This window comes from Vibrio sp. A1-b2 (genome assembly GCF_021726015.1).
In the GTDB taxonomy this organism is placed as follows: domain Bacteria; phylum Pseudomonadota; class Gammaproteobacteria; order Enterobacterales; family Vibrionaceae; genus Vibrio; species Vibrio diazotrophicus.
Map to the genome: position 1 here is coordinate 1 of NZ_JAKKCI010000006.1, position 25,540 is coordinate 25,540.

At 44.3% G+C, this 25,540-nt stretch carries 19 protein-coding genes, 1 tRNA gene and 1 rRNA gene; 11 read left to right on the top strand and 10 right to left on the bottom strand.

Annotated features, from left to right (window positions below):
- Positions 1–2 precede the first annotated feature (2 nt).
- Positions 3–118: ribosomal RNA gene (rrf, locus tag L3V23_RS13695) — 5S ribosomal RNA — on the top strand.
- A gap of 30 nt (positions 119–148) precedes the next feature.
- A tRNA-Asp gene (locus L3V23_RS13700) sits at positions 149–225 on the top strand.
- 323 nt (positions 226–548) lie between these two features.
- Here the strand turns inward: L3V23_RS13700 and add are convergent.
- From add to glnA, 6 genes are all read right to left on the bottom strand, one after another.
- Positions 549–1,553 (bottom strand): adenosine deaminase, encoded by a 1,005-nt coding sequence (add, locus tag L3V23_RS13705; protein WP_102966362.1) that lies wholly within the window; start codon positions 1,551–1,553, stop codon positions 549–551.
- 79 nt (positions 1,554–1,632) lie between these two features.
- Positions 1,633–4,188, bottom strand: a complete 2,556-nt coding sequence (locus L3V23_RS13710) for a GGDEF and EAL domain-containing protein (protein WP_237292423.1) — start codon at positions 4,186–4,188, stop codon at positions 1,633–1,635.
- A gap of 74 nt (positions 4,189–4,262) precedes the next feature.
- A complete protein-coding gene (gene glnG, locus L3V23_RS13715; protein WP_042484779.1) occupies positions 4,263–5,666 on the bottom strand; it encodes a nitrogen regulation protein NR(I) in 1,404 nt (467 codons plus the stop codon).
- A gap of 40 nt (positions 5,667–5,706) precedes the next feature.
- Positions 5,707–6,753, bottom strand: coding sequence for a nitrogen regulation protein NR(II) (glnL, locus tag L3V23_RS13720; RefSeq protein ID WP_042484782.1), 1,047 nt, complete (start codon positions 6,751–6,753; stop codon positions 5,707–5,709).
- Between the two features lie 134 nt (positions 6,754–6,887).
- Positions 6,888–7,400 carry a DUF4124 domain-containing protein gene (locus tag L3V23_RS13725; protein WP_237292425.1) on the bottom strand — a complete coding sequence of 171 codons (513 nt, stop codon included), beginning with the start codon at positions 7,398–7,400 and terminating at the stop codon, positions 6,888–6,890.
- A 120-nt stretch (positions 7,401–7,520) separates the two neighbouring features.
- Positions 7,521–8,930: a glutamate--ammonia ligase gene (gene glnA / locus L3V23_RS13730; RefSeq protein WP_102953912.1), complete on the bottom strand. Its 1,410-nt coding sequence runs from the start codon at positions 8,928–8,930 to the stop codon at positions 7,521–7,523.
- Between the two features lie 503 nt (positions 8,931–9,433).
- On the opposite strand from glnA, the gene typA reads away from it, so the two are divergent.
- From typA to L3V23_RS13755, 5 genes are all read left to right on the top strand, one after another.
- On the top strand, positions 9,434–11,257 hold the full coding sequence (gene typA, locus L3V23_RS13735; RefSeq protein ID WP_237292427.1) for a translational GTPase TypA: 1,824 nt from the start codon (positions 9,434–9,436) through the stop codon (positions 11,255–11,257).
- An 84-nt stretch (positions 11,258–11,341) separates the two neighbouring features.
- A complete protein-coding gene (locus tag L3V23_RS13740; protein ID WP_102966358.1) occupies positions 11,342–11,869 on the top strand; it encodes an AAA family ATPase in 528 nt (175 codons plus the stop codon).
- A gap of 144 nt (positions 11,870–12,013) precedes the next feature.
- Positions 12,014–12,928 (top strand): virulence factor BrkB family protein, encoded by a 915-nt coding sequence (locus L3V23_RS13745; RefSeq protein ID WP_042484798.1) that lies wholly within the window; start codon positions 12,014–12,016, stop codon positions 12,926–12,928.
- Complete coding sequence (dtd, locus tag L3V23_RS13750) at positions 12,900–13,334, top strand: D-aminoacyl-tRNA deacylase (RefSeq protein WP_042484802.1); 435 nt, start codon at positions 12,900–12,902, stop codon at positions 13,332–13,334. The genes L3V23_RS13745 and dtd overlap by 29 nt, the downstream gene beginning before the upstream one ends.
- An 18-nt stretch (positions 13,335–13,352) precedes the next feature.
- Positions 13,353–14,282 carry a bifunctional GNAT family N-acetyltransferase/hotdog fold thioesterase gene (locus tag L3V23_RS13755; RefSeq protein WP_102953915.1) on the top strand — a complete coding sequence of 310 codons (930 nt, stop codon included), beginning with the start codon at positions 13,353–13,355 and terminating at the stop codon, positions 14,280–14,282.
- Positions 14,283–14,291: 9 nt separating this feature from the next.
- On the opposite strand, the gene L3V23_RS13760 is transcribed toward L3V23_RS13755, so the two are convergent.
- The 4 genes from L3V23_RS13760 to hslR all read right to left on the bottom strand — a co-directional run bounded on the left by L3V23_RS13760 (position 14,292) and on the right by hslR (position 19,556).
- Positions 14,292–16,169, bottom strand: coding sequence for an AsmA family protein (locus tag L3V23_RS13760; protein ID WP_102966357.1), 1,878 nt, complete (start codon positions 16,167–16,169; stop codon positions 14,292–14,294).
- A 124-nt stretch (positions 16,170–16,293) separates the two neighbouring features.
- The gene (gene pckA, locus L3V23_RS13765; protein ID WP_042484813.1) at positions 16,294–17,922 is read right to left on the bottom strand and encodes a phosphoenolpyruvate carboxykinase (ATP); all 1,629 of its coding nucleotides are present in this window, start codon (positions 17,920–17,922) and stop codon (positions 16,294–16,296) included.
- Between the two features lie 338 nt (positions 17,923–18,260).
- Positions 18,261–19,151 (bottom strand): Hsp33 family molecular chaperone HslO, encoded by an 891-nt coding sequence (gene hslO / locus L3V23_RS13770; protein ID WP_042484815.1) that lies wholly within the window; start codon positions 19,149–19,151, stop codon positions 18,261–18,263.
- An 18-nt stretch (positions 19,152–19,169) separates the two neighbouring features.
- Complete coding sequence (gene hslR / locus L3V23_RS13775) at positions 19,170–19,556, bottom strand: ribosome-associated heat shock protein Hsp15 (RefSeq protein ID WP_042484817.1); 387 nt, start codon at positions 19,554–19,556, stop codon at positions 19,170–19,172.
- Between the two features lie 253 nt (positions 19,557–19,809).
- Here hslR and gspC point away from each other — a divergent pair, with 253 nt between their 5' ends.
- From gspC to gspF, 4 genes are read left to right on the top strand one after another with little or no spacing between them, the layout of a single operon-like run.
- Positions 19,810–20,679: a type II secretion system protein GspC gene (gene gspC, locus L3V23_RS13780; protein ID WP_102966356.1), complete on the top strand. Its 870-nt coding sequence runs from the start codon at positions 19,810–19,812 to the stop codon at positions 20,677–20,679.
- Between the two features lie 34 nt (positions 20,680–20,713).
- Complete coding sequence (gspD, locus tag L3V23_RS13785; RefSeq protein ID WP_102966355.1) at positions 20,714–22,750, top strand: type II secretion system secretin GspD; 2,037 nt, start codon at positions 20,714–20,716, stop codon at positions 22,748–22,750.
- On the top strand, positions 22,747–24,243 hold the full coding sequence (gspE, locus tag L3V23_RS13790) for a type II secretion system ATPase GspE (RefSeq protein WP_102966354.1): 1,497 nt from the start codon (positions 22,747–22,749) through the stop codon (positions 24,241–24,243). The genes gspD and gspE overlap by 4 nt, the downstream gene beginning before the upstream one ends.
- Positions 24,243–25,463, top strand: coding sequence for a type II secretion system inner membrane protein GspF (gene gspF, locus L3V23_RS13795; RefSeq protein ID WP_102966353.1), 1,221 nt, complete (start codon positions 24,243–24,245; stop codon positions 25,461–25,463). Before gspE ends, gspF begins: the two co-directional genes overlap by 1 nt.
- The last annotated feature ends 77 nt before the right edge of the window (positions 25,464–25,540 follow it).

The following is a 25,540-nucleotide window of genomic DNA, read 5'->3' on the forward strand; positions in this document are numbered from 1 at the left end:
TGCTTGGCGACCATAGCGATTTGGACCCACCTGATTCCATGCCGAACTCAGAAGTGAAACGAATTAGCGCCGATGGTAGTGTGGGGTCTCCCCATGTGAGAGTAGGACATCGCCAGGCTTTTATTTAGCACCAAGCGCTAACCAATGCGGAGCGGTAGTTCAGTTGGTTAGAATACCGGCCTGTCACGCCGGGGGTCGCGGGTTCGAGTCCCGTCCGCTCCGCCACTATTTGAAGCCTCGTCAGAAATGACGGGGCTTTTTTACGTCTGAAGGAAAGTGACCAATGTGAAGCGGCAGTTCAGTGGGTTGCTCTTTGTTTAACAGAAAGCCGACCTGTCACTACGGGGATGACAAAGAAGGTGTGGAAGTTACGGTACTTTTGTGGAATGACGAGCTTGTTACGTTTTAAGACATCGTTTTAGCAGGGCTAGTCAATATCGACGGAATTCTTTGTATCCTTTTCATCCCACTCTTCAAATGTTTCACCATCTCAAAAAAACAGATATAAAAAAGCCGATGCAGATGCATCGGCTTCGAACGTATTATGCTTAAGCTCTTTTGGCTGCTTTTAGTTTAAGCGCTTCTTTTTCTGAGTCAGATAAAAATGCCAGTTCTAATCCGTTTATCTGAGCTTGGCGAATTTGCTCTTGAGACAGACCCGCTTGAGGCGCTGCGACTTCATACTCGTGTGGCAGTTCTATACCTTCTACTGCTGGGTCATCGGTATTTAGGCAAGCAAGCACACCATGCTCTAAGAATTGTTTAAGAGGGTGGCTATGTAAGCTTTCTACCGTACTTGTCTGTATGTTTGATGTTAAGCAAGATTCAATACCAATCTTATGCTCCGCAAGGTAGCCCATCAATTTTGGATCTTGAATAGCTTTCACACCATGTCCAATACGTGTAGCACCAAGATCTTGGATTGCCTGCCACATACTTTCTGGACCAGCCGCTTCACCAGCATGAACTGTGATATTTAAGCCTGAGTCACGAACTTGCTTAAAGTGGCTAGTGAAAAGCTTACCTGGTTGACCCAGTTCGTCACCCGCTAAGTCCACTGCAATAATGTTATCTCGTTGAGACAGGATTGCGTTGAGTTCTTGCTGGCAGGCCTCTGTGCCAAACGTACGGCTCATGATGCCTATAAGGTTAGCCTTGATGCCAAAGTCACGAATACCAGCTTTCACGCCATCAACGACGGCTTCTACGACACCTTCAACCGGTAAGTTGTGCTTCATCGCCATGTAATAAGGAGAGAAGCGAAGTTCAGCGTAGTCAATCTGAGCGTTCAGTGCATCTTCTACGTTTTCATAGGCTACGCGTTTGCACGCATCTAAATCGCCTAATACCGCTACACCCCAATCGAGTTTTGATAGGAATGCGACCAATGAGGGTTCTGCTTCTACTATCTGCACATGAGGTGTTAAATCGATAATGTTATTCGCGGGTAATTTCACACCAAACTTTGTGCCTAAATCTAGGATAGTTTGAGTGCGTATATTGCCATCTAAATGACGGTGTAAATCCGTTAATGGTAAGTTCTTGGTTATCATTATCTATCCCCATTGTTATCTGGGTGAAGTATAAGAACCAATGTCGCACCTGTCAGTAGCTGAACGAGGCAAAATAAGCCTAATTTGCTGTTTTTTGCCTCATGTTAACTAAGTTTGTTGGCCATTCTTGGTAAGGGATTGGTTTACTGAATAGAAAGCCTTGGCCTTGTGGGCAGTTTAGCTGATGAAGCAAGTCTACTTGCTCCTGAGTTTCTATCCCTTCTGCGACAAGCTGTACTTTAAAACCTTTCATCATGTTGATAATGGCCGCAACGATACTTTCTTCAAGATGATCATGATTAAGCTGAGTAACAAAGGCCCTATCTATTTTTAAGCAATCAAAGGGCAGTTTATGAAGGTAAGATAATGAGCTGTAACCAGTACCAAAATCATCGATAGCAATGTGTATCCCAAGCTTTTTCAACGCAAGCATGTTGCTCAAAATAATAGGGTCGTTATCCACGATTTTAGATTCGGTAATCTCTAACGCTAGATTGCTTGGGCTTAGTTTGGTGATACGTAGTATTTCTTCAAGTTGCGGTAGGAAGAGATAGCTGGAAAGTTGACTTACGGACAAATTGACGTGCATACGAAAATCGCATGCCCATTTCCCTTCTTCAATCCCTTTTACTGTGTCGATGCAAGCTTGAAGGAGTATCTGTTCACCAATGGTGTTGATCAGCCCACTCTCTTCAGCCACAGGAATGAATTCGGTTGGCGGAACCAAGCCAAGTTCAGGTGAAATCCAACGAGCAAGAGCTTCTGCGCCTAGAACTTCACCACTGTTTAAGTCAACGATCGGCTGATAGAACGGAACAAATTCATGCTTCTCGATGGCGACTTTTAACAGGGTAACCATCTGCGTTCTTTTACGAGATATTCCCGCCATTTCCGGCGCATAGTAACTGATTCGTGTTGAATCAGATTTGGCATTGCTTAAAGCGATACTGCCATTTCTCAGCCAAACGGTCATATTGGTTGAGTCAGAGTTATGCACGATGCCGATAGATACGTTGACGGCTATAGGTTCGTTTGGCATTGAGTAAGGTGTCGCAAATAGTTGCAGAATACGGTTCGCTTCATCTTGAATTTCCTGCTCGTCTTTTACGAGAGGAAGATATAGCGCAAATTCGTCGCCACCAATTCGAGCGATATAGGCATCGGATGCATAAATGTTTTTAAGCCGTTGTGCGATAGCGATAAGCAGTTGGTCTGCCAATTGGTGACCCAAGCTATCGTTGATATCCCTGAATTTATCAATACCAATAAGGAACAAACAGCCGTTGAGTTTTTTCAGGTTACTGCAACTTTCAACTAAACCTTCGCGACTATATAGTTTAGTGAGAGAGTCATACACCAACTGAGTTCGCAGAGCTTTAAATGACGCTTTCAGGTTGTTGGCCATTTCATTAAAGGCGTGAACCAGTAAGCTGGTTTCATAGATGTTGCCGGATTTTGGCATCGGTGTTGCCCAGTCACTACGTGCCAAATGCTGAGCTGCGGAAGCTGTGGATGTAATTGGCGCGGTAATACGATTAAATGCGATGTAGCCGATGCCAATGCCAAACAAGCTGATTAATAGGCCGATATACCAAGCATTACGTTGATTGTAAGGTACTTCACCTAATAAGTTCGGCTCTGAAATTGAGACGCCGATAAACCAATGCAATCCAAACTCGTCTTCAAAAGGAGTGACTTTGTTGAAATAGCGATCACTGTTGACATATGTGACAAAGTTTTTAGTCGCAATACTTGTAGGCACATCAAGCTGTTTGAAGTGTTCCGCGCTGGCTTTAATAACAGGGCTGGCGTTCTCTGTAGCCATGAGACGCGTTCCTTTTGGTGATAAGCTGGTTCCCCAAGAAACCACGCCTCCAGCACTTGAGTGAGCAACTAATCGATGCTCATGATCAAAAATATAGACATCAGCTTCAGTCTGAAGCTTCATTTCGCGTAGAAAAGCATTAAAGGTATCGATTTTGACATCGGTAACGGATACACCGACAAACTGTTTATCTTGGAAAACCGGGCTTAATGAAGAAAGAGTGATTTCTTGTCGTTCATCGGCGTTGGTATAAATTGAAGACCACATTGGTTTATGGTGTTCAGCGACAGGAACATACCAAGGTCGCTCTCTTGGATCGTAGTTTTCAATGACAGTTCGAATATTATTGCTGATGATATCATTTTGATAAATAACGAGCTTATTTTGGGTTCTCTTGTCTTGAACCATCAATGTGTAGTTGTGATCGTTCTCTTTCCTGAACCCGACATACTCCGCGTTTATTCCGCCAAAACCAGCAGAATCTATTTGCGGGATAGATTTGTAGATCTGGGAAAAATTGAATCTGAAGAAGTCCTCTATTTTTTGCGTATCACCTTTTTGAAAGAGGTGACTGAAGCCAAGGTTGTGGCTCAGACTTAAGTTCGCTAAAAAAGGTTCTTCAAGAAAATTATAGAGGCGCTGCTCCACATTATTGGTGAGGTAGGTCAGTTGTTTGCTACTGATATCCTGAACCATTTGTTCGTAGTTGGCTTTTTGGACAAAAGCAATGACTCCGAACGTGACCGAGAAGATGATCACGAACGGTAGCAATACAGCGGTTTTTAATTTTATTTGCTTTTTAAAAGGCATATCCCTGATCTTAATAAAAGCACTATCCCTATGCTTACAGGAAAGGATCCTTCAAATGCCTGATAAAAATAAAATCAGTACAGTTCTTTGAGTTTCCTTGTAAGCGTGTTACGACCCCAGCCTAGTACTTTTGCAGCATCTTGTTTATGACCATTCGTATGATGTAGCGCTGCTTCTAGAAGTATACGTTCGAATTCAGGTAATGCGTACGAAAGAATTTCCGTTTCTCCCGATGCCAATGCTGATTTAGCCCACGACTCCAACTGCTTTTGCCAACTGGTGTCATTTTCAAAATCGACACTCTTCTTCTCTGAAATCAATTCTGATGGAAGATCACTTGGCAGAACCTCTGAACCGCTTGCCATGACCGTTAACCAACGACACATGTTTTCTAGTTGGCGAACGTTACCCGGCCAATCTAGACGGTTAAGAATTTCTACAGCTTTAGGATGAAGAGTTTTCATCTCGACACCTAGTTCTTTAGCGGCAAGTGCGAGGAAATGTTGAGTCAGCTTTTCGATATCTTGACGACGTTCACGTAAAGATGGAATTTGAATACGTATTACATTCAAACGATGGAACAAGTCTTCACGAAACTTACCTTGGTGAACCAGTTTTTCTAAGTTCTGGTGAGTCGCAGCTACGATACGTACATCAACCTTTATCGCTGAGTGACCACCCACACGGTAGAACTGACCATCTGCCAATACTCGTAATAAACGAGTTTGAATATCGAGTGGCATATCGCCAATTTCATCAAGGAACAATGTACCGCCGTTTGCTTGCTCAAATCGACCTTGGCGAACGTTGTTTGCCCCTGTAAAAGCCCCTTTTTCGTGGCCAAATAGCTCCGACTCAATCAGATCTTTAGGAATCGCAGCCATGTTTAGAGCGATAAACGGTTTTTGAGCGCGAGGGCTGTGACGATGCAGAGCATGTGCGACCAGCTCTTTACCCGTACCGGATTCACCATTAATTAATACGGAGATGGAAGAACGGGACAAGCGACCGATAGCGCGAAACACTTCCTGCATAGCCGGAGCTTCACCAATGATTTCTGGTGAATCATAGGACTGCTCTAGTTGTTTTGATTGTTCTTTACGTTGCTCTTGGCCGTGCGCAATGGCTCGTTCAACCAGAGTAAGCGTTTCATCCACATCAAACGGTTTTGGTAAATATTCAAATGCGCCTTTTTGGTAGGCGTTAACCGCCGCGTCCAAATCAGAGTGAGCGGTCATGATGATGACGGGCAGTTCTGGTGAACGCGAGTGTACTTGGTTAAGTAACTCGATGCCGTCAATACCCGGCATACGAATATCGGAAACTAACACATCAGGCGTTTCTCGCTCTAATGCCATTAAAACGCTTTCGGCATCGGAAAAAGTTTCACATTTGATATTGGCTGATGAAAGAGTCTTCTCCATAACCCAGCGGATAGAACTGTCGTCATCGACAACCCATACGTATCCTTTACTCATAGTTTTAATTCCTTAGCAGCAAATCTTGTGACTAATGTGTCTAAATAGGTAAATAAATGGTGAATGTGGTTCTGCCTGGCCAGCTTTCTACTTCGATTTTTCCATTATGCTGGTCGATCAGGTTTTGAGAGATTGATAGCCCTAGACCGGTACCGCCTTCGCGTCCACTGACCATCGGGTAGAACAAGGTGTCTTGCAGTTCCATAGGAATGCCCGGACCATTGTCTGTAATCTCTATTCTGGCCACTAACTTATGTCGTTGGCCTTGAATGGTTGCTTGATGAACGGTTCTGGTACGCAGCGTGATTTGTTGATGTTTTTGATTAGATAAGATTTGTGCTGCATTACTGACGATATTAAGCAGTGCTTGTTCAATTTGGTCTGTGTCCATCACGATGTCAGGTAGGCTTGGGTCATAGTCACGTTCGATGACTAATTCAGGCCCACCTTCGAGTTCAACAAGTTGACGAACCTTTTCCAAAATAAGGTGCAGGTTTTCCGATTTCTTTTTGCCCGGTTTTTGCGGACCCAGTAATCGGTCTACCAGAGCCCTTAGGCGATCAGCTTGTTCAATAATAATTTGGGTGTATTCGGTAAGGCTTTGATCGGGAAGCATTCGCTCTAAAAGCTGCGCAGCGCCTCGTAACCCGCCTAGAGGGTTCTTAATTTCATGAGCCAATCCGCGAACCAGTAATTTGGCGGCTTGTTGCTGTGCATGTTGGTTGAGTTCTTGAGTTAGGCGTCTTTGTTGACCAATACGGCGCATTTCGACTAACAAATACAACTCTTTTTCCCACGACATTGGGCTAACCGTCACTTCAAGCATCAAAGGTTTACCGTCGACAACAAAAGTCACGTCACTATCAGTAATGCTCTGGCCACTTTGCAAAGGTTGAGTCAGTAATGCTAAATCCATTGATGCGTGTTGAATCAGCTTGGAAAGTGGTTGGTTGGTAATACGTTTGGCGCTTTGTGAGAACAGTTGCTCGGCTGCTGGGTTTGCATAACGTACGCACAACAATTCGTCCAACATTAAAGTGGCCGTAACGACGTTGTTTAAAATGGTGTGACTCAGTTCTGCATTCACAGTTTTTTCCTTGTCCGTGTTCCAAAATAATGCAACGCACCTTTTTGGTGCATTGAGATGTCAAGTATGGCGCAACGGTATGCAAAGAAAAAGAAAAACTCTTTGTGATATCAGGCTAATTAGTGGCTTATCGACTAATTCACGGACGCCCGATGAAGATACACCGTTACTCCAGAGTTAGATGCAATAACCTTGCCGCTTCCAACTGCCTGAATTGAAAAGTGATGAGTGCCTCGCTCAATGTTTTTTAGATGCCACACTGTTTTGGTGCTAGGTGCACTAATTGGCTGTCCATTCATCAACAATTGTAGCTTTTCGGGGTCAATTAGTTCTCTGTTTAAGCCGATAGTGATGCTTATGTTGCCTTCATTGCTGCGAATGGTTTCACCATCACTGGGCGACAAGATACTGATACTGAGTGGTGTTAAGGTTTTCTCAATGCTTTGAGGTTTTGGTGGTTTAGCCGCGGTTAGTAAGGGGGCGTTATTGGGAGCTTTGAAACTCGATATTGCGAGAGGCGTTGCTTTTGGTTCTGGGGTATCACTGAAATGCTGTACACCCTTGTCGTCTAACCAAGTGTAGATCTCTTTGCTTGTTGCTGAGTCACTTAGGCTCAGCAGAAAGAATAGAAGTAGAGCGTTTTTCAATGTGATCTCCGATACGAAGTAGTACGAATGGTACTGGTTATGCTAAAGAGAATTTCGCATCTGAGAATATAAAAAAGGCCCGCCTGCGAGGCGAGCCTGATATATCGTTAAAGCGAATTCTTATACTGAGTAGTATAGTTCGAACTCTAGTGGGTGAACGGCTACGTTCACACGTTGTACGTCTTTAGTCTTCAGCTCGATGTAAGAGTTGATGAAGTCATCAGAGAATACGCCGCCAGCAGTTAGGAACTCACGGTCTTGATCTAGACATTGCAGAGCTTGTTGTAGAGACTCTGCAACTTTTGGAATCTCTGCTTCTTCTTCTGCTGGTAGGTCGTACAAGTCTTTATCCATAGCTTCGCCTGGGTGGATCTTGTTCTTAATACCGTCAAGGCCAGCCATTAGCATAGCTGCGAATGCTAGGTATGGGTTTGCCGCTGGATCTGGGAAGCGAACTTCGATACGACGAGCTTTAGGGCTTGGTACCACAGGGATACGGATAGACGCAGAACGGTTACGAGCTGAGTAAGCAAGCATAACTGGCGCTTCGTAGTGAGGAACCAAACGTTTATACGAGTTAGTTGCTGGGTTAGTCAACGCGTTCAGTGCACGAGCGTGTTTGATGATACCACCGATGTAGTAAAGCGCCATTTCAGATAGGCCGCCGTACTTGTCGCCTGCGAATAGGTTAACACCGTCTTTCGCTAGAGATTGGTGAACGTGCATACCAGAACCGTTGTCGCCAACTAATGGTTTAGGCATGAAAGTCGCTGTTTTACCAAACGCGTGAGCTACGTTGTGAACAACGTATTTGTAGATTTGAATTTCGTCAGCTTTTGCTGTTAGCGTGTTGAAACGAGTTGCGATTTCGTTCTGACCCGCGGTTGCAACTTCATGGTGGTGAGCTTCAACAACAAGGCCCATTTCTTCCATGATGAGACACATAGCAGAACGAAGGTCTTGAGATGAATCCACTGGAGCTACTGGGAAGTAACCACCTTTAACGCCTGGACGGTGACCTTTGTTACCATCTTCGTAATCAGAACCAGTGTTCCACGCAGCTTCTACGTCATCGATCTTGAAGAAAGAACCAGACATGTCAGTTGAGAACTTAACATCGTCAAATAGGAAGAATTCTGGCTCTGGACCAACAAGAACTGTGTCTGCGATACCAGTTGAACGCATGTACTCTTCAGCGCGTTTAGCGATAGAACGAGGGTCGCGGTCGTAACCTTGCATTGTTGCAGGTTCTAGGATGTCACAACGGATGTTTAGCGTTGATTCTTCTGTAAATGGGTCTAACACAGCAGATGCAGCATCAGGCATCATCACCATGTCAGATTCATTGATGCCTTTCCAGCCAGCAACTGATGAACCATCGAACATTTTGCCATCTTCGAAGAAGTCTGCATCGATTTGGTGAGCAGGAATCGAAATGTGTTGCTCTTTACCTTTTGTATCTGTGAAACGTAGGTCCACAAACTTAACTTCGTTTTCTTGAATCAGCGATAGTACGTTTTCTACTGACATCTCGGATAACCTCCAGTGTTAATAAAGCGATTTGGGCTCGAATCAAAATTAGTTTCTTGCATCAATCAGTGCTTAAACCCATCTTAATCGATGTTGGTCACATGCTTGCGATATTCGTGCCAAACATTTTGGCCTATATAAATCAATGCATTACTTGCATTATGTTTTTTTTGGTGCTTACTGTTGCACCAAAAAGATCCTTTAATGAACTGAAATGGTGCAACTGCTTGTGCAGTGCACCAATTTCTATCAAAGCGTACACTATTCACACAATGATTCACTCAATTTTTTTAAGTGTAATTAACTATAATTTGTCACTGTTTGTTTTAAATCAGATTAACGACTAGGCTCTATAGAGTGAAAATCAGCGTGATAGATCACATATTCCTAGGTTTTTCGTCAAAATCTGGTACATTATTGCCCGTTTTTTGAACCAAATTAAGGCTACGTTTTTATATCCCATAAAGGCGGGCTATTTTGTGTATATAAGTGAAGCAAACTCCATGGCTACTCCACAGATAGATAAATTAAGAAATATCGCGATCATCGCGCACGTTGACCACGGTAAAACGACTCTTGTTGATAAACTACTCCAACAATCGGGTACGTTAGAATCACGCGGTGACATCGAAGAGCGAGTCATGGACTCGAACGATATCGAAAAAGAACGCGGTATTACAATTCTTGCTAAGAACACAGCAATTAACTGGAACGACTACCGTATCAACATCGTAGATACTCCGGGACACGCGGACTTCGGCGGTGAAGTTGAACGTATTATGTCAATGGTTGACTGCGTATGTTTGATCGTTGACGCTGTTGACGGCCCTATGCCACAAACTCGTTTCGTAACGCAAAAAGCGTTTGCTCACGGTTTGAAGCCAATCGTTGTTATCAACAAAATCGACCGTCCAGGTGCTCGTCCTGATTGGGTAATGGACCAAGTTTTTGACCTATTTGATAACCTAGGTGCAAGTGATGAGCAGCTAGATTTCCAAGTGGTTTACGCTTCAGCTCTTAATGGTTGGGCGACTCTGGAAGAAGGCGTAACTGGCGAGAACATGGAACCATTGTTCCAAGCTATCGTAGACAACGTAGAACCACCACAAGTTGACCCTGATGGCGCATTGCAAATGCAGATCTCTCAGCTTGATTACAGCTCATACGTAGGTGTAATCGGTGTTGGTCGTGTAACTCGCGGTACGGTAAAACCAAACCAACAAGTAACAGTAGTTGGTGCTGATGGTAAGAAACGTAACGGTAAAGTAGGTACAGTTCTTGGCTACCTAGGTCTACAACGTTCTGAAACTGAGCAAGCAACTGCTGGTGACATCGTTGCGATCACTGGTCTTGGCGAACTTAAGATTTCAGATACCATTTGTGACATGAACACGGTAGAAGCACTTCCACCGCTAAGTGTTGACGAACCAACGGTAACGATGACTTTCCAAGTAAACACTTCTCCGTTTGCTGGTAAAGAAGGTAAGTTCGTAACTTCACGTAACATTCTTGAGCGTCTTGAAAAAGAATTGGTTCACAACGTAGCACTACGTGTTGAGCAAACAGACGATCCAGATAAATTCCGTGTTTCTGGCCGTGGTGAGCTTCACCTGTCAATTCTTATCGAGAACATGCGTCGTGAAGGTTTTGAGCTTGCTGTATCTCGTCCAGAAGTAATTCTGAAAGAAGAAAGTGGTCAGCTAATGGAACCGTTTGAAACTGTGACTATCGACGTTCAAGAAGAACACCAAGGCGGTATCATGGAGAAAATCGGTATGCGTAAAGGCGAACTGAAAGACATGTCTCCAGACGGTAAAGGCCGTGTGCGTCTTGACTTCATGATGCCTTCTCGTGGTCTGATTGGTTTCCAAACAGAGTTTCTAACGCTAACATCTGGTTCAGGTCTTCTTTACCATACGTTTGATCATTACGCACCGCACAAAGGCGGCGAAATTGGTCAGCGTGTAAACGGTGTATTGATTTCAAATGCTACTGGTAAAGCATTGACTTATGCGCTATTTAACCTTCAAGAGCGTGGTCGTCTATTTACAGAGCACGCTGACGAAGTGTACGAAGGTCAAGTAATTGGTATCCATAACCGTTCAAATGACCTGACAGTTAACTGTTTGAAAGGTAAACAGCTAACTAACGTACGTGCATCTGGTACTGATGAAGCTCAAGTTCTGACTCCAGCTATCAAGTTTACTCTAGAACAAGCTCTAGAATTCATTGATGATGATGAACTAGTGGAAGTAACACCAGAGAGCATCCGTATCCGTAAGCGTCACCTAACGGAAAACGATCGTAAACGTGCATCTCGCGGTTAATTAACCCTATTCGGTTAACGTTTTTAAAGGCCCCTAGCTGTGTAAGCTAGGGGTTTTTTGTATCTAAATAGTGAGGCATTTATTATGTTTCCAGTGATTATCACGGGCGGTCCCGGCGCAGGTAAGACAACGCTGATCAACGCTTTGTCAGATAGAGGATTTACAACTTTTCAGGAATCTTCTCGTGATTTGATTGAGCAGCAAAGCCAGTTAAAAGATGGCATTCTTCCATGGGAAAATATGTCTGGGTTCGCCGCTTTATGTTTTGAAGTTATGAAACAGCAAAAGAGTAAAGCGAGTGAACATTCCATCGCCTTCTTGGATAGAGCAATACCGGATATATGTGGATATTTGAAAGGTGCTGGAATAGAGCCTGACAAACAGTATTTATTGGAAAGCAAGGGATACTTCCGTAAGGTTTTTGTTTGTTGCCCTCACCAAGATATTTATGTTCAGGATGAAATTCGTCCTTATCCTTTTGAGGAGGCTTTAGATATTCATTACAGGCTGGTGGACATTTATCAACAGTTTGGTTACTGCTGTATTGAAGTTCCGTTTAAGACGGTCAACGAACGAGTTGAATTTGTCTTGAATAATATTTCAACAACCTGATCAGGGAACATTGTTTGGTTTATCTATCAAAGTTAATCTTGAACTAAGCAAGTTGAGTTCCACTCTATTAAAATTAGTACGTTACAGACATACAAACTCTCACATCGTGAGTTTGTCCGGGTAAAAATAGTCAGGAGAGTGCAATTGGACTTACAGCACTCGGTCAAACAAACCTATGCATTTGGCCGATATTTAGTTTTAAGAATGAAACATGACCGTGTGAATGTTAACGCAGGGTATCTGGCGTATATCACTTTGCTTTCCATCGTGCCGATGTTCACAGTTTCACTCTCTATCATGTCGTCATTTGAGATCTTCTCTAATGTGGGTGAAACTCTGCAAGATTTTGTGATTGAACACTTTGTTCCCGCTGCTGGCTTAGCGGTACGCACTGCGCTATCAGAGTTCATTACCAATACGGCGAAAATGACAGCTGTTGGTGGTGTATTTCTGTTTGTGGCTGCTTTAATGCTGATTTCCAACATAGATAAAAACTTGAACTACATATGGCGGGTGAGAAATAAACGACGTGTCGTTTTTTCTTTTTCTATGTACTGGATGATTTTGACGCTGGGGCCTCTTCTACTGGGCGCGAGTATTGCGATGACGTCTTATATCACTTCGTTGAAAATTATTGATAGCGAGGCTCTGGTTGGCGTTTACAACCTGTTTTTGCGTTGGCTGCCGTTCCTGCTTTCTTTTTTCGCTTTTGCTGGCTTGTACTTACTGGTTCCGAATAAAAAGGTCTATATTTATCATTCTCTTGTTGGAGCGTTGGCCGCTGCCATTCTCTTTGAACTGAGTAAGAAAGCCTTTGCCGCCTATATTACCCATTTCCCCTCATATCAGCTTATTTATGGGGCGTTGGCAGCGATACCCATTCTGTTTGTCTGGATATACCTGTGTTGGATGATTGTCTTGATTGGTGCAGAAGTCACGGCAGCTTTGGGTGAGCGTGAGTGCTGGAGTGAGGAAGAAGACGTGATAAACTCGAATGCCCTTTCAAAGAGTGACAAGGAAGAGAATTCCAGTGATAGCGTTGATTCAACGAGTAAGTGAGGCTGCAGTACGCGTCGACGGTGAAGTCGTCGGTGAAATTGAAAAAGGTTTATTGGTATTACTTGGTGTTGAACGTGAAGATGACGAAGCAAAAGCTAAGCGTTTGATGGAGCGCGTGACTTCCTACCGAGTATTCGAAGACCAAGCTGGCAAAATGAATTTAAGTGTGAAAGATGTGGGTGGCAGCGTGTTGGTTGTTTCTCAATTCACTCTGCCCGCTGATACAAAAAAAGGGACGCGAGCGGGGTTTTCTCGTGGTGCTCATCCACAAGATGCAGAGCGTCTGTATAATTACTTTTCTGACTTATGTGAAGAAGTATTGCCAACGGAGCGAGGACGCTTTGCGGCAGACATGAAAGTCTCACTGGTCAACGATGGTCCTGTGACATTCTGGTTGCAGGTATAATGTTTAGGAACGGAATCTATGTTTAAACTTATTACGCCGACTACGGATAATCAGCTCAATAAGTATTACCACTTCCGCTGGCAGATGTTGCGTGAGCCTTGGCGAATGCCTATCGGCTCAGAGCGCGATGAATATGATCCTATGAGTCATCACCGCATGATTGTTGATGGTAGAGGAAGACCTATCGCAATCGGCCGTTTATACATTACTCCTGACAGTGAAGGTCAGATTCGCTATATGGCAGTGAAAGCGAGTCGCCGCAACAAGGGGATGGGCTCACTAGTATTAGTCGCTCTAGAGTCGCTCGCGCGTCAGGAAGGGGCAAAGCGTCTGGTATGTAATGCTCGTGAGGACGCAATTTCATTTTATGAAAGAAACGACTTTGAACGTCGTGGTGAGCTGAGTGATGAGCGAGGGCCTGTCCGCCATCAACAGATGGTGAAACATCTTGATCCAATGGCGAATGTGTTACGCAAGCCTGAATGGTGTACAGAGCTACAGGAACGCTGGGCGACGCAAATTCCGATCAGCGATAAAATGGGCATCAAAATTCAGCAATATACTGGCTATCAGTTTCAATGCTGCGCGCAGATAAACCCGAATCTCAATCCACACAATACTATGTTTGCTGGTTCTGCCTTTACGTTGGCAACGCTGACTGGCTGGGGAATGGCGTGGTTGTTGATGCGTGAACGTGGCCTAGAAGGTGATATTGTGCTGGTAGATAGCAATATTCGCTATCGTCACCCCGTGGTGCATAATCCAGTTGCTTCCACATCCTTAGACGGCATCAGTGGTGACTTGGACCGTTTAGCGTCTGGCCGTAAAGCCCGAATCGTGGTGAATGTGAACATATCAAGTGGTGATGTTGACGCTGTAGCTTTCGTTGGAACCTACATGCTTATCCCGAACTATCAAGAGATCCTAACAAAAGCGGGTGCGAGTTAACGCCGTGCTTTAGTTGGGGCAAGGCAGTCGTTGTTGTGTATTTCTGATCAAATCGTAGCTGACTTTCTCACATCCCTGAGTTACATCAATGCTAAATTGCCCTTCTTGAGGTGAAACCAAATCAAGTTGGGCAACAATATCTGCTTTCAGACCAAATCCTTTCAACGGCGTTTTCGCGAGGCTGATACGGCCTCTGTCGGCAGTCAGTTTAAGGTTATCAACGTCAAACGGCTGAACAACCAGTGAGTCTGGAGTTTTCAGAACGATAATGCCGTCACGCATACTACCATTCAGTTCCCCAGTGATAGAGTGGGAAAGCATGGAATAGTCACCTGCCAACCCTTCAGCATTGATGTCAAACTCAGTAATTGCGTCGATTTTTACTGGCAGTTTGACGAAGTGGTTTATAACAGGAAATGGCAAACCATCAGCATGCGCCGTCAGAGACCAAGGTGCGCTGGGTTGATTGAAATTCCAATTAGCGTTTGCTTCTAGATAACCTTTTTCAAGCGGGATAAAGGCTCTGTTGAGTTGCCAGTTACCTTTGTCACTGTGCATTTCAATGACCCCTTGAGTGCTGATTAGCTCTCCGACACTTGCACTGTTAGCGCTGACAGATAGTTTTCCGTCCCACAAGCCCCACTGAGCGTTTTTAACCAGATGAGTATTTGTTCCTTCAATGGTTAATCCTGACAGTTGCCAGAAAGGTTTGTTGATCAGTTGAATCAGTTGCAGATTATTGATAGCCAAGCTATCGATGGCAAGCTCATTGAGCTGCGGCCATTGTTCTGGTATCCAAGCTAAATCTTGCTGTGTTTCAGCAAACCATTTAATGCCTCTCGCATTAAGCTGTTTCAAGTGGATGCTGGTTGGTGTCACGGTGCCTGATAACTGAACACTACCTTGCAAAACTTCGGTTGAAAAATCACTGATAGAAATGGCTTGGTCAGAAAAATCGAGCTTAATGCTTGGTTCTACCCATTGTAGGCCTCTCCATGAAATCGAGTCCGCGTTTAATGATAAGTAACCTTTATCTTGTTGCCAGACAGATTGAGTGAGAGAGAAGTTCTCCAACGAAGCGGCAGTGTTTTCAAGTTCAAAGCCAGCGACCGTGATCTGGCTGTTAAGAATATCCAGACTGTTGATATGTGTGATGTATTTGATCGCTTGTTGCCACAGTTTATCGGCCGTGCTGCTTAATGACTCTGGTAGCTTTAAGTGGCTGATGGTGGTGTTAATCAGTGACCATCCCGAAGCGAACTGTTCTGCCTGACCGGAAAAATCCGCGCCTCGCCATTTAAATGATGCTCCATAAATTGTGCTGTCATTCGCTTTGTAATCTGCATCAATCAAAACTTTGTCGAAAGCTTCACCATCCCAATAAAACTGGTCTGCTGAAAGCTGAAGTTCACCATAAGGCAGTAGCTGTTCGTTGTCTTTCCATTGAGGGTGCTTCACTTGAAGGTTGACACCTCGGGCAATTAGCCCTTGGTGCGAGAAATCCACATTGTGCAGAGCAAGTTGGTTCAACTGTAAGTTTTGAAGGAAGTCTGAAGACGGCAGACCTTGAGAAAAGTTCGCGCCATCGAGCAACAAACTATCAATAACGAGCTTGTCTTGTTTGATCAGCTTTTGGTTTAACCAGATATCAACTTTGGAAAATGAGAGTGGTTGTTCTTTCGTCTCAATACTGACGTTGTGTAAGGTGAAGTGAGCTGGATATGCGTAATCGAGCTCAGAAAATGAGAGCTTGTCCGGCCATAACTGTTGAGTTAACCATTGCGCTGAAGGGGTGAAATAGCGAGTGTGCATAACACCAAATACCACCAACGTTAACGTAAGTAGTAAGGCTATAACTCCAATCCCTAGTGCTAACAGCTTTTTCATGGTTTGTATCGGCTAAACGGAACAAGCTAACAGCTTTGATCAAATATCGATTCGCTTCAACAAAAAAGCCCCTAAAAATAGGGGCTTGCTAAGTTTTTAAACGTCAAATGCTGAGGTGACCGTTTTAGTCTAGTTGCGGACCCGCTGCGACTAGTGATTTACCTTCTGCATTGTCTGTGTACTTATCGAAGTTGTTGATGAAGCGAGTAGCAAGATCTTTTGCTTTGCTTTCCCATTGTAGAGGGTCAACGTAAGTATCACGCGGATCTAAAATTGAAGGATCAACGCCAGGCAGTGCGGTTGGAATTTCTAAATTGAAAATCGGCACATGTTTAGTTTCTGCCTCTTCAATAGAACCATCCAAAATAGCATCAATAATGCCGCGAGTATCTTGAATTGAGATACGTTTGCCTGAACCGTTCCAACCTGTATTCACGAGGTAAGCTTCAGCGCCTACCGCTTCCATACGTTTTACCAGTACTTCTGCATACTTAGTTGGATGTAGCGTTAGGAACGCCGCGCCGAAACAAGCAGAGAACGTTGGTGTTGGTTCGGTAATACCACGTTCAGTACCTGCTAGTTTCGCAGTGAAGCCTGACAAGAAGTGGTATTTGGTTTGTTCTGGAGTCAATTTAGATACAGGTGGTAGTACACCGAACGCATCCGCTGACAAGAAGATAACTTTATTCGCATGGCCGCCTTTTGAAACTGGCTTAACGATGTTATCAATATGATAGATAGGGTAAGAAACTCGAGTATTTTCGGTTTTCGAACCGTCATCAAAGTCAATAGAGCCATCGGCACGAACCGTCACGTTTTCTAGTAGAGCGTCACGACGAATTGCGTTGTAGATATCTGGTTCTGCTTCTTTAGAAAGCTTGATAGTTTTCGCGTAGCAGCCGCCTTCGAAGTTGAAGACACCGTCATCATCCCAGCCGTGTTCGTCATCACCAATCAATGCACGTTTAGGGTCGGTAGAAAGCGTGGTTTTACCTGTGCCAGATAGACCAAAGAAAATCGCTACGTCGCCGTCTTTACCCATGTTCGCAGAACAGTGCATAGACGCGATGCCTTGAAGAGGAAGGAAATAGTTCATCATTGCGAACATACCTTTCTTCATCTCACCGCCGTACCAAGTACCGCCGATAAGTTGCATTTTCTCAGTCAGGTTAAACACAGTGAAGTTTTCAGAGTTCAGACCATGTTCTTGCCATTTGGTGTTGGTGCACTTAGCACCGTTCATAACAACGAAATCAGGTTTGAAGTTCGCTAATTCTTCATCGCTTGGGCGGATGAACATGTTTTTCACGAAGTGTGCTTGCCAAGCTACTTCGGTAATAAAGCGCACACATAAACGCGTATCAGCGTTAGCGCCACAATAACCGTCAAATACGAATAGACGTTTGCCAGAAAGCTGTTGGTTTACTTGAGCTTTCAAGTCATTCCAAATTTCTTGGCTGATTGGTTTGTTATCGTTTTTCGCTTGTTCTGATGTCCACCATAGCGTGTCACGCGTGGTGTCATCTTTAACGATAAACTTATCTTTAGGTGAACGACCAGTAAAGATACCAGTGTCTACTGCGACTGCTCCCAGTTCAGTAACTACGCCTTTCTCGTAGCCTTCTAAATCTGAGCGTGTTTCTTCAGCGAATAACGTTTCATAACTTGGGTTGTGTATGACTTCAGTTACGTTGGTAATTCCGTATTGGGTTAGGTCTAATTGTGCAGCCTTTGTATGTTCCATAACGGTCATAGGTGCTCCTTATAAGGATTTTTGTAGGGATTTTGTAATAATGTTTTTAATTGTTATCTGCTAACCATGCTATCAACGGGCTGGGGGGAAAACAGGGAGATAGTTCAAAAAATACCCACTTATTTCCTATGGTTTTAGGTAACTCGTCACATATCTTAGCCAGAGTATTTTATCTTGTAGTTGGCAAGAGATACCAGAGGAAATCGTTAATAATTTTTAGAAATTAAGTATGCTGTACGGCGCTTGCGAGCCTTGATTTTATTGGGTTTTGATCACAAAAAAAGCCAGCATTAGGCTGGCTCTTGCGGGAGAATGATGTGCTTGTTAATCCTAGTGAATTAATGCAGCGTTTTTGAGTCACTTTGTGCTTGTGAGTACAACTCAGCGACTTGCGCTGAATCGAAAGAATACGTTGTACCACAGTAATCACAATGTAAAGAAACCGATCCTTCTTCTGCCAAAATGTCGTTTATTTCATCTCGGGAGATAGTCACAATAGCCGCACCGCTACGATCACGCGAACAACCACAAAGGAACTCAACTTCTTGAGGTTCAAACAATTTCACTTGTTCTTGGTTGTATAAGCGGTACAGAAGTTCGTTTGCTTCAAGAGTGAAAAGCTCTTCGTTTTTCACTGTATTTGTTAGCTGCTCTAAGTGCTCAAAATCTTCTGGTGAACCAGTGCCATCTGGAACGACTTGCAGCAGCATACCTGCAGCATGACGTTTGCCTTCATGCTCGCCCGTGCGAATCCACAAACGTGTTTTTAACTGCTCAGAGCGCAAGAAGTAGTTCTCAATCACTTGAGCGATGTTGTCACCTTCAAGGCCTACCACACCTTGGTAACGTTCGCCTTTTTTCGGTTCGATGGTAATGACCAGATGACCTTTACCCATCAAATCGTGTAAACCAGCGTCGTCGGCGATGTCGCCTTCCCAGCGCGCAACACCACGGATGCGTTGGTTATTGTCGCCATTGATTACCGCTAAAGATACTGGACCATTACCTTGCAGTTGCATGGTAATTGAGCCTTCAAATTTTAGTGTTGCGGTTAACAGAGTAGTTGCTACCAGTAGCTCGCCCAACAGAGTTTGGATAGGCGCTGGGTATTCCTTGCTAGTGATAATTTGTTGGTACGCTTTATCTAGCTGTACGAGCTCACCGCGTACTGATAAGTCTTCAAATAGGTAGCGATTTAATACGTTGGTCGCCTTTGCGCTTGTAGTCATAAGGAATAATCCGGCTATTTACTGATGTTTAAATTTTAGAAGATCTCGACGCTGTTTTTTATCTGGGCGGCGATCTGGGCTTGGGTTGTGAGCATTTAGCTTGCGTGCTAACGCTTGACGCTCACGTTTTTCTATACTCTCAGGCGTTTCTGAATAGAGGGTTTGCGCTTCCGGTGCACCGCGCCTTTGATCCGAAATCCTGTCAATGGTAACGGTTTTTTCTTCTTGACCTTGGCGCAGGGTTATCACTGCACCAAGCTCGACAATCTTGCTTGGTTTTGAACGTTGGCCATTATAATGAACTTTGCCACCATCGACCATATTTCGTGCAACTGAACGAGTTTTATAAAATCTCGCGGCCCAAAGCCATTTATCGAGCCGAACTTCTTCGTTAGTGGAACTCATTTCGTTTAATGACCTCTAATCAATGCTCTTTACTCTTCGATTGGGAATAAAGTGGTGCTTAAGCATCATATTTTCAACCGAATCGAAAATTTAATAATAGAAAAAAACATGCTCTGTTGTTTAATGTTATATTGTTCGACTGCTGTTTATTCGGCGGTAGCGGGTAGGGATTTAATAAAATCAAATGATTAATCAAGGAAAGCGAGAAGAATGCAGTTAAGCAAATTAATTTTCGACTGCGTGGCAAATTAATATGTTGAAAAATATCTCTCAATGGCAGAACCCAGCCAGTGTCTTCTTCACTCTTGTATTGCTTTCTGCTTCTGCATGGATGCTGGGAAAAATGGTCTGGACGCTTCAAAGCGAGCCAGCTCTTATCTCTGCTTGGAATCCTTCCAATGTCGGTTCCGCTCAAACCAAATCTAGCACTATTGATATTAGCACTTTGCAAACTGGCAGCCTGTTTGGCCAGTATTCAGAATCAACACCTGTGGTTGATACGCCGAAAGTTGTCGATGCACCAAAAACTCGTTTAAACCTAGTCCTTGTTGGTGTTGTGGCAAGCAGCGATGTAAACAAAAATTTGGCTGTTATTGCAAACCGAGGTTCTCAGTCGACCTACGGAATCAACGAAGTTATAGAAGGCACAAGGGCAAAGCTGAAAGCAGTATTTGTTGATCGCGTCATTATCGACAATTCAGGTCGAGATGAAACTCTGATGTTGGATGGTATTGATTACTCAGCGAGAAATTCAGCTTCCAGTACTAACCAACCTAGAGCTCAACGTCCGGCAACCAATGATGTTAGACAAAGTGAAGACAAACTGGATGCGATTCGTGAAGCCATTCTCAAGAATCCACAAGAAATTTTCCAATATGTTCGTCTTTCTCAAGTAAAAGAAGACGATACCATCGTCGGGTACCGAGTTAGTCCGGGTAGAGACACGGCGTTATTTGAGTCTGTTGGCCTGCAAGATGGTGATATAGCGATTGAATTTAACGGGTTTGACCTAACCAAACCAGAAGTAATGAATGAATTAGCATCTGCGGTGTCAGAGATGACAGAGATTAATCTGTCAGTTCTTCGTGACGGTCAACAGCATGATATCTATATACAATTGTAAGACTGATGCATCAGCTTCAGCCTAGGGAGTATTTGTGAAACATTGGCTTAAAAAAAGTGCGTGGCTGATTGCCAGCAGCTTATTGATTTCACCTGCAGTATTAGCCAGTGAATTTAGTGCGAGCTTTAAAGGCACTGATATTCAAGAGTTCGTCAACATCGTTGGTCGTAACCTTGAAAAAACCATCATTGTTGATCCTTCGGTGCGAGGGAAAATCGATGTGCGCAGCTATGACACACTCAATGAAGAACAATATTACAGCTTCTTTTTAAATGTCCTTGAGGTGTATGGTTTCGCCGTGATCGAAATGGATAACGGTGTCCTTAAAATCGTCAAAGCAAAAGATGCCAAAACATCGCCAGTTCCGGTTTTAGGGGATAATGACCGAGCATCTGGCGATAGTGTTGTGACTCAAGTGGTTGCGGTTAAAAACGTATCCGTTCGAGAGCTTTCGCCATTACTGCGTCAGCTGATTGATAACGCAGGTGCTGGCAACGTAGTGCATTATGATCCTGCGAATATCATTTTGATTACAGGTCGTGCTGCGGTGGTGAATCGTCTGGCTGAGATAGTGCGCCGTGTTGACCAAGCGGGAGATAAAGACATTGAAGTGGTTGAACTCAAAAACGCTTCAGCGGCTGAAATGGTTCGTATTGTCGAAGCGTTGAATAAAACCACCGATGCGAAAAACACACCTGAATTTTTACAGCCTAAGCTGGTGGCTGACGATCGTACCAACTCGATTCTCATTTCTGGCGACCCTAAAGTTCGTCAACGCCTAAGACAATTAATCAAGCAGCTTGATGTTGAGATGGCAACCAAAGGCAACAACCGCGTTGTGTATTTGAAATACGCGAAAGCGGAAGAGTTGGTTGATGTTCTTAAAGGTGTTTCCGATAACCTTCAAGCGAAAGATCAAACTGGCAATAGCAGCAGTTCAAAAAACAAAGATGTTATGATCTCGGCTCATGCTGGCACCAACTCACTGGTGATTACTGCACCGCAAGACATTATGAATGCGATGCTGGATGTGATTGCTCAGCTAGATATTCGTCGTGCTCAGGTACTTATTGAAGCTTTGATCGTTGAAATGTCAGAAGGTGACGGCATCAACCTTGGTGTTCAATGGGGTTCGCTGGAAAGCGGTTCTGTTATTCAGTATGGCAACACTGGTGCTTCAATCGGTAATGTAATGGTTGGTCTGGAAGAAGCGAAAGATAAGACAACTACCGAATACTATTACGATTCAGCGGGTAATCGTCGTCCTTATGATTCAACAACTTCTGGCGATTACAGCACATTGGCTTCAGCTCTGTCGGGAATTAACGGTGCTGCCGTCAGCATTATGATGGGCGATTGGACGGCTTTACTCAGTGCAGTATCAAGCGATTCCAACTCCAACATTCTGTCATCACCAAGTATTACCGTGATGGACAACGGTGAAGCTTCTTTTATCGTTGGTGAAGAAGTTCCGGTATTAACAGGCTCGACATCTGGTTCAAATAACGATAACCCATTTCAGACGGTTGATCGTAAAGAAGTCGGTATCAAGCTTAAAGTCGTTCCTCAGATTAACGAAGGGGATTCGGTCCAACTGAAGATTGAACAAGAAGTCTCTAACGTTTTAGGTGCGAATGGCGCTGTAGACGTACGTTTTGCAAAACGTCAGTTAAATACCTCAGTAATGGTTCAAGATGGTCAGATGTTGGTACTGGGCGGTCTGATTGACGAAAGAGCCTTGGAAAGTGAATCCAAAGTGCCATTTCTGGGAGATATTCCAGTGCTGGGCTATTTGTTTAAATCAACCAGTACTCAGGTTGAAAAGAAAAACCTGATGGTGTTTATCAAGCCAACCATCATCCGCGATGGTATGACGGCGGATGGTATTACTCAGCGTAAATACAATTACATCCGTGCCGAACAGCTATTTAAAGCCGAAGAAGGCTTAAAACTGATGGATAACAATAATATTCCAGTATTGCCTAAGTTTGGTGAAGATCGCCGCCATCCAGCGGAAATCCAAGCATTTCTTGATCAAATCAATTCCGGTCAGATGGAAGCGAAGCAATGACAGAGGTAGTGGCGTCCACATCCATTGTTCGACGATTGCCGTTTAGCTTTGCCAACCGCTTCAAGATGGTTTTGGAGTGGAGCCAGACTTCGGTTTCAGTCTATTACGTCGCGCCAGTTTCGATCTCTGCTCTCGCGGAAGTGAAGCGTGTTGTGCGTGGTCATTTTCAGTTAGTAGAACTGAATGCCAGCGAGTTTGAAAGCAAACTCACTCAGGTATATCAGCGTGACTCTTCTGAAGCTCGTCAGTTGATGGAAGATATCGGTGCCGACAGTGACGATTTCTTCTCATTGGCGGAAGAGCTTCCTCAAAGTGAAGACTTGCTCGAGTCGGACGATGATGCGCCTATCATTAAATTGATTAACGCTATGCTGGGTGAGGCAATCAAAGAAGGCGCATCCGATATCCATATCGAAACGTTTGAAAAATCATTATCGATTCGTTTCCGTGTGGATGGTGTGCTGCGTGAAGTATTAAGTCCGAGCCGTAAATTAGCACCACTGTTGGTTTCCCGTGTCAAGGTCATGGCGAAACTCGACATTGCCGAAAAACGTGTTCCTCAGGATGGTCGCATTTCCTTACGTATCGGCGGCAGAGCTGTGGATGTTCGTGTTTCGACTATGCCGTCTTCCCACGGAGAACGTGTGGTGATGCGTTTGTTGGATAAGAACGCTACGCGTTTGGATCTGCATAGCTTGGGCATGACACAAACCATCCAAGAGAGTTTCCGCAAACTGATAGAAAGGCCGCATGGCATCTTGCTGGTCACTGGTCCTACTGGCTCTGGTAAATCGACGACCTTGTATGCAGGTTTGCAGGAGATTAACTCAAATGAGCGCAATATCCTTACCGTAGAAGATCCGATTGAATTCGATATTGACGGCATTGGGCAGACACAGGTAAACCCTAGAGTCGATATGACTTTTGCTCGTGGCTTAAGGGCAATTTTACGACAAGACCCCGATGTGGTGATGGTCGGAGAAATTCGTGACCTAGAAACAGCCCAAATTGCTGTTCAAGCCTCGTTAACCGGTCACTTAGTGATGTCCACTTTGCATACCAATACCGCAATCGGTGCTGTTACGCGCTTACGTGATATGGGTATTGAGCCATTCTTACTCTCTTCTTCGTTGCTGGGTGTACTTGCACAACGTTTGGTGCGTACATTGTGCCCTGACTGTAAACAAGCTTATGAAGCGGATGAGTCACAGAAAAAACTGTGTGGCGTGAAGAAAAAGTCTCAACTGACACTCTATCGAGCTACTGGCTGCTCACATTGTAATTACAAGGGATATCGCGGAAGAACTGGCATTCACGAGTTGTTGCTGGTGGATGACAAAGTGCAGGCTCTAATACACGACGAGGTGGGTGAACAAGCGATAGAAAAACACATTCGCGATTACACGCCAAGTATTCGTCAAGATGGTTTGGATAAAGTGATTCAAGGCATCACATCACTGGAAGAAGTGATGAGAGTGACCAAGGAGTCATAATGGCGGCGTTTGAATATAAAGCTCTTGATGAGAAAGGGCGAAACAAAGCCGGAGTCATTGAAGGTGACAGTGCTCGTCAGGTTCGCCAACGTCTGAAAGAACAAAACTTAGTGCCCGTGGAAGTGGTTGAAACCAAAGTGAAATCACAGCGTGCACGAGCCTCTTCTTTCAGCTTTAAAAAAGGCATAAGCACTGCCGGTTTAGCGTTGATTACCCGCCAGCTTTCAACTCTGGTTCAGTCTGGAATGCCATTGGCTGACTGTTTGATGGCTGTGTCAGAGCAAGCCGAAAAGCCGCATATTCGAAACATGCTTTTGGCTGTTCGCTCAAAAGTGACCGAAGGCCATACATTGGCAGATAGTTTCAGCGACTATCCTCACGTGTTTGATGATCTGTTCCGCTCTATGGTAGCGGCCGGAGAAAAATCAGGTCATTTAGATTCAGTTCTAGAACGCTTGGCGGACTACGCCGAAAACCGCCAAAAATTGCAGTCGAAACTTCTGCAAGCCATGATTTATCCAATTGTGTTGGTTGTGTTTGCAGTAGGTATTGTTGCCTTCCTTTTAGCGTCGGTAGTACCGAAAATTGTCGGCCAATTTGTTCAGATGAATCAACAATTGCCAGCGTCGACTCAGTTTTTGCTCTCAGCGAGCGAGTTCGTACAAAACTGGGGGCTAGCAGTACTGTTCGGTGGAATTGCGATCTTCTCTCTGTGCAAGTGGATGCTGCGTAAGCCGGATGTACGCATGGGTTGGGACAAAAAACAGATGCATTGGCCAGTGATTGGCAAGATTGTTCGAGGTTTAAATGCCTCCCGTTTTTCTCGCACCTTGTCGATATGCGCTTCCAGTGCCATTCCCATTTTAGACGGTATGAGAATCGCGGTGGATGTGATGCCAAACCACTATGCTAAGCACCAGGTCACTATTGCAGCAGACAAGGTTCGAGAAGGTATTAGCCTTAGAAGGGCACTAACGGAAAGCAAACTTTTCCCGCCAATGATGCTGCATATGATTGCCAGTGGTGAACAAAGTGGTGAGTTGGAGAGCATGCTGACTCGGGCTGCTGATAACCAAGATGCCAATTTCGAATCAACGGTGAACATTGCATTAGGCATATTTACACCAGCGCTGATTGCGGTGATGGCAGGGATGGTGCTGTTTATCGTTATGGCGACATTAATGCCTATCCTAGAAATGAACAATTTAATGACGAGATAACACTTTCTTGGCTTTTGATGAGTAGCTGAGTGTTATTTTTAGCAAATACAAGAAATACAAATTTGCGAAACGGAGCA

Excerpts from the sequence above, each read along its gene's own strand:
- add (WP_102966362.1), bottom strand. The coding sequence starts at position 1,553 with ATGATAACCAAGAACTTACCATTAACGGATTTACACCGTCATTTAGAT.
- L3V23_RS13710 (WP_237292423.1), bottom strand. The coding sequence starts at position 4,188 with ATGCCTTTTAAAAAGCAAATAAAATTAAAAACCGCTGTATTGCTACCG.
- glnG (WP_042484779.1), bottom strand. The coding sequence starts at position 5,666 with ATGAGTAAAGGATACGTATGGGTTGTCGATGACGACAGTTCTATCCGC.
- glnA (WP_102953912.1), bottom strand. The coding sequence starts at position 8,930 with ATGTCAGTAGAAAACGTACTATCGCTGATTCAAGAAAACGAAGTTAAG.
- typA (WP_237292427.1), top strand. The coding sequence starts at position 9,434 with ATGGCTACTCCACAGATAGATAAATTAAGAAATATCGCGATCATCGCG.
- L3V23_RS13740 (WP_102966358.1), top strand. The coding sequence starts at position 11,342 with ATGTTTCCAGTGATTATCACGGGCGGTCCCGGCGCAGGTAAGACAACG.
- L3V23_RS13755 (WP_102953915.1), top strand. The coding sequence starts at position 13,353 with ATGTTTAAACTTATTACGCCGACTACGGATAATCAGCTCAATAAGTAT.
- L3V23_RS13760 (WP_102966357.1), bottom strand. The coding sequence starts at position 16,169 with ATGAAAAAGCTGTTAGCACTAGGGATTGGAGTTATAGCCTTACTACTT.
- pckA (WP_042484813.1), bottom strand. The coding sequence starts at position 17,922 with ATGACCGTTATGGAACATACAAAGGCTGCACAATTAGACCTAACCCAA.
- hslO (WP_042484815.1), bottom strand. The coding sequence starts at position 19,151 with ATGACTACAAGCGCAAAGGCGACCAACGTATTAAATCGCTACCTATTT.
- hslR (WP_042484817.1), bottom strand. The coding sequence starts at position 19,556 with ATGAGTTCCACTAACGAAGAAGTTCGGCTCGATAAATGGCTTTGGGCC.
- gspC (WP_102966356.1), top strand. The coding sequence starts at position 19,810 with ATGTTGAAAAATATCTCTCAATGGCAGAACCCAGCCAGTGTCTTCTTC.
- gspE (WP_102966354.1), top strand. The coding sequence starts at position 22,747 with ATGACAGAGGTAGTGGCGTCCACATCCATTGTTCGACGATTGCCGTTT.
- gspF (WP_102966353.1), top strand. The coding sequence starts at position 24,243 with ATGGCGGCGTTTGAATATAAAGCTCTTGATGAGAAAGGGCGAAACAAA.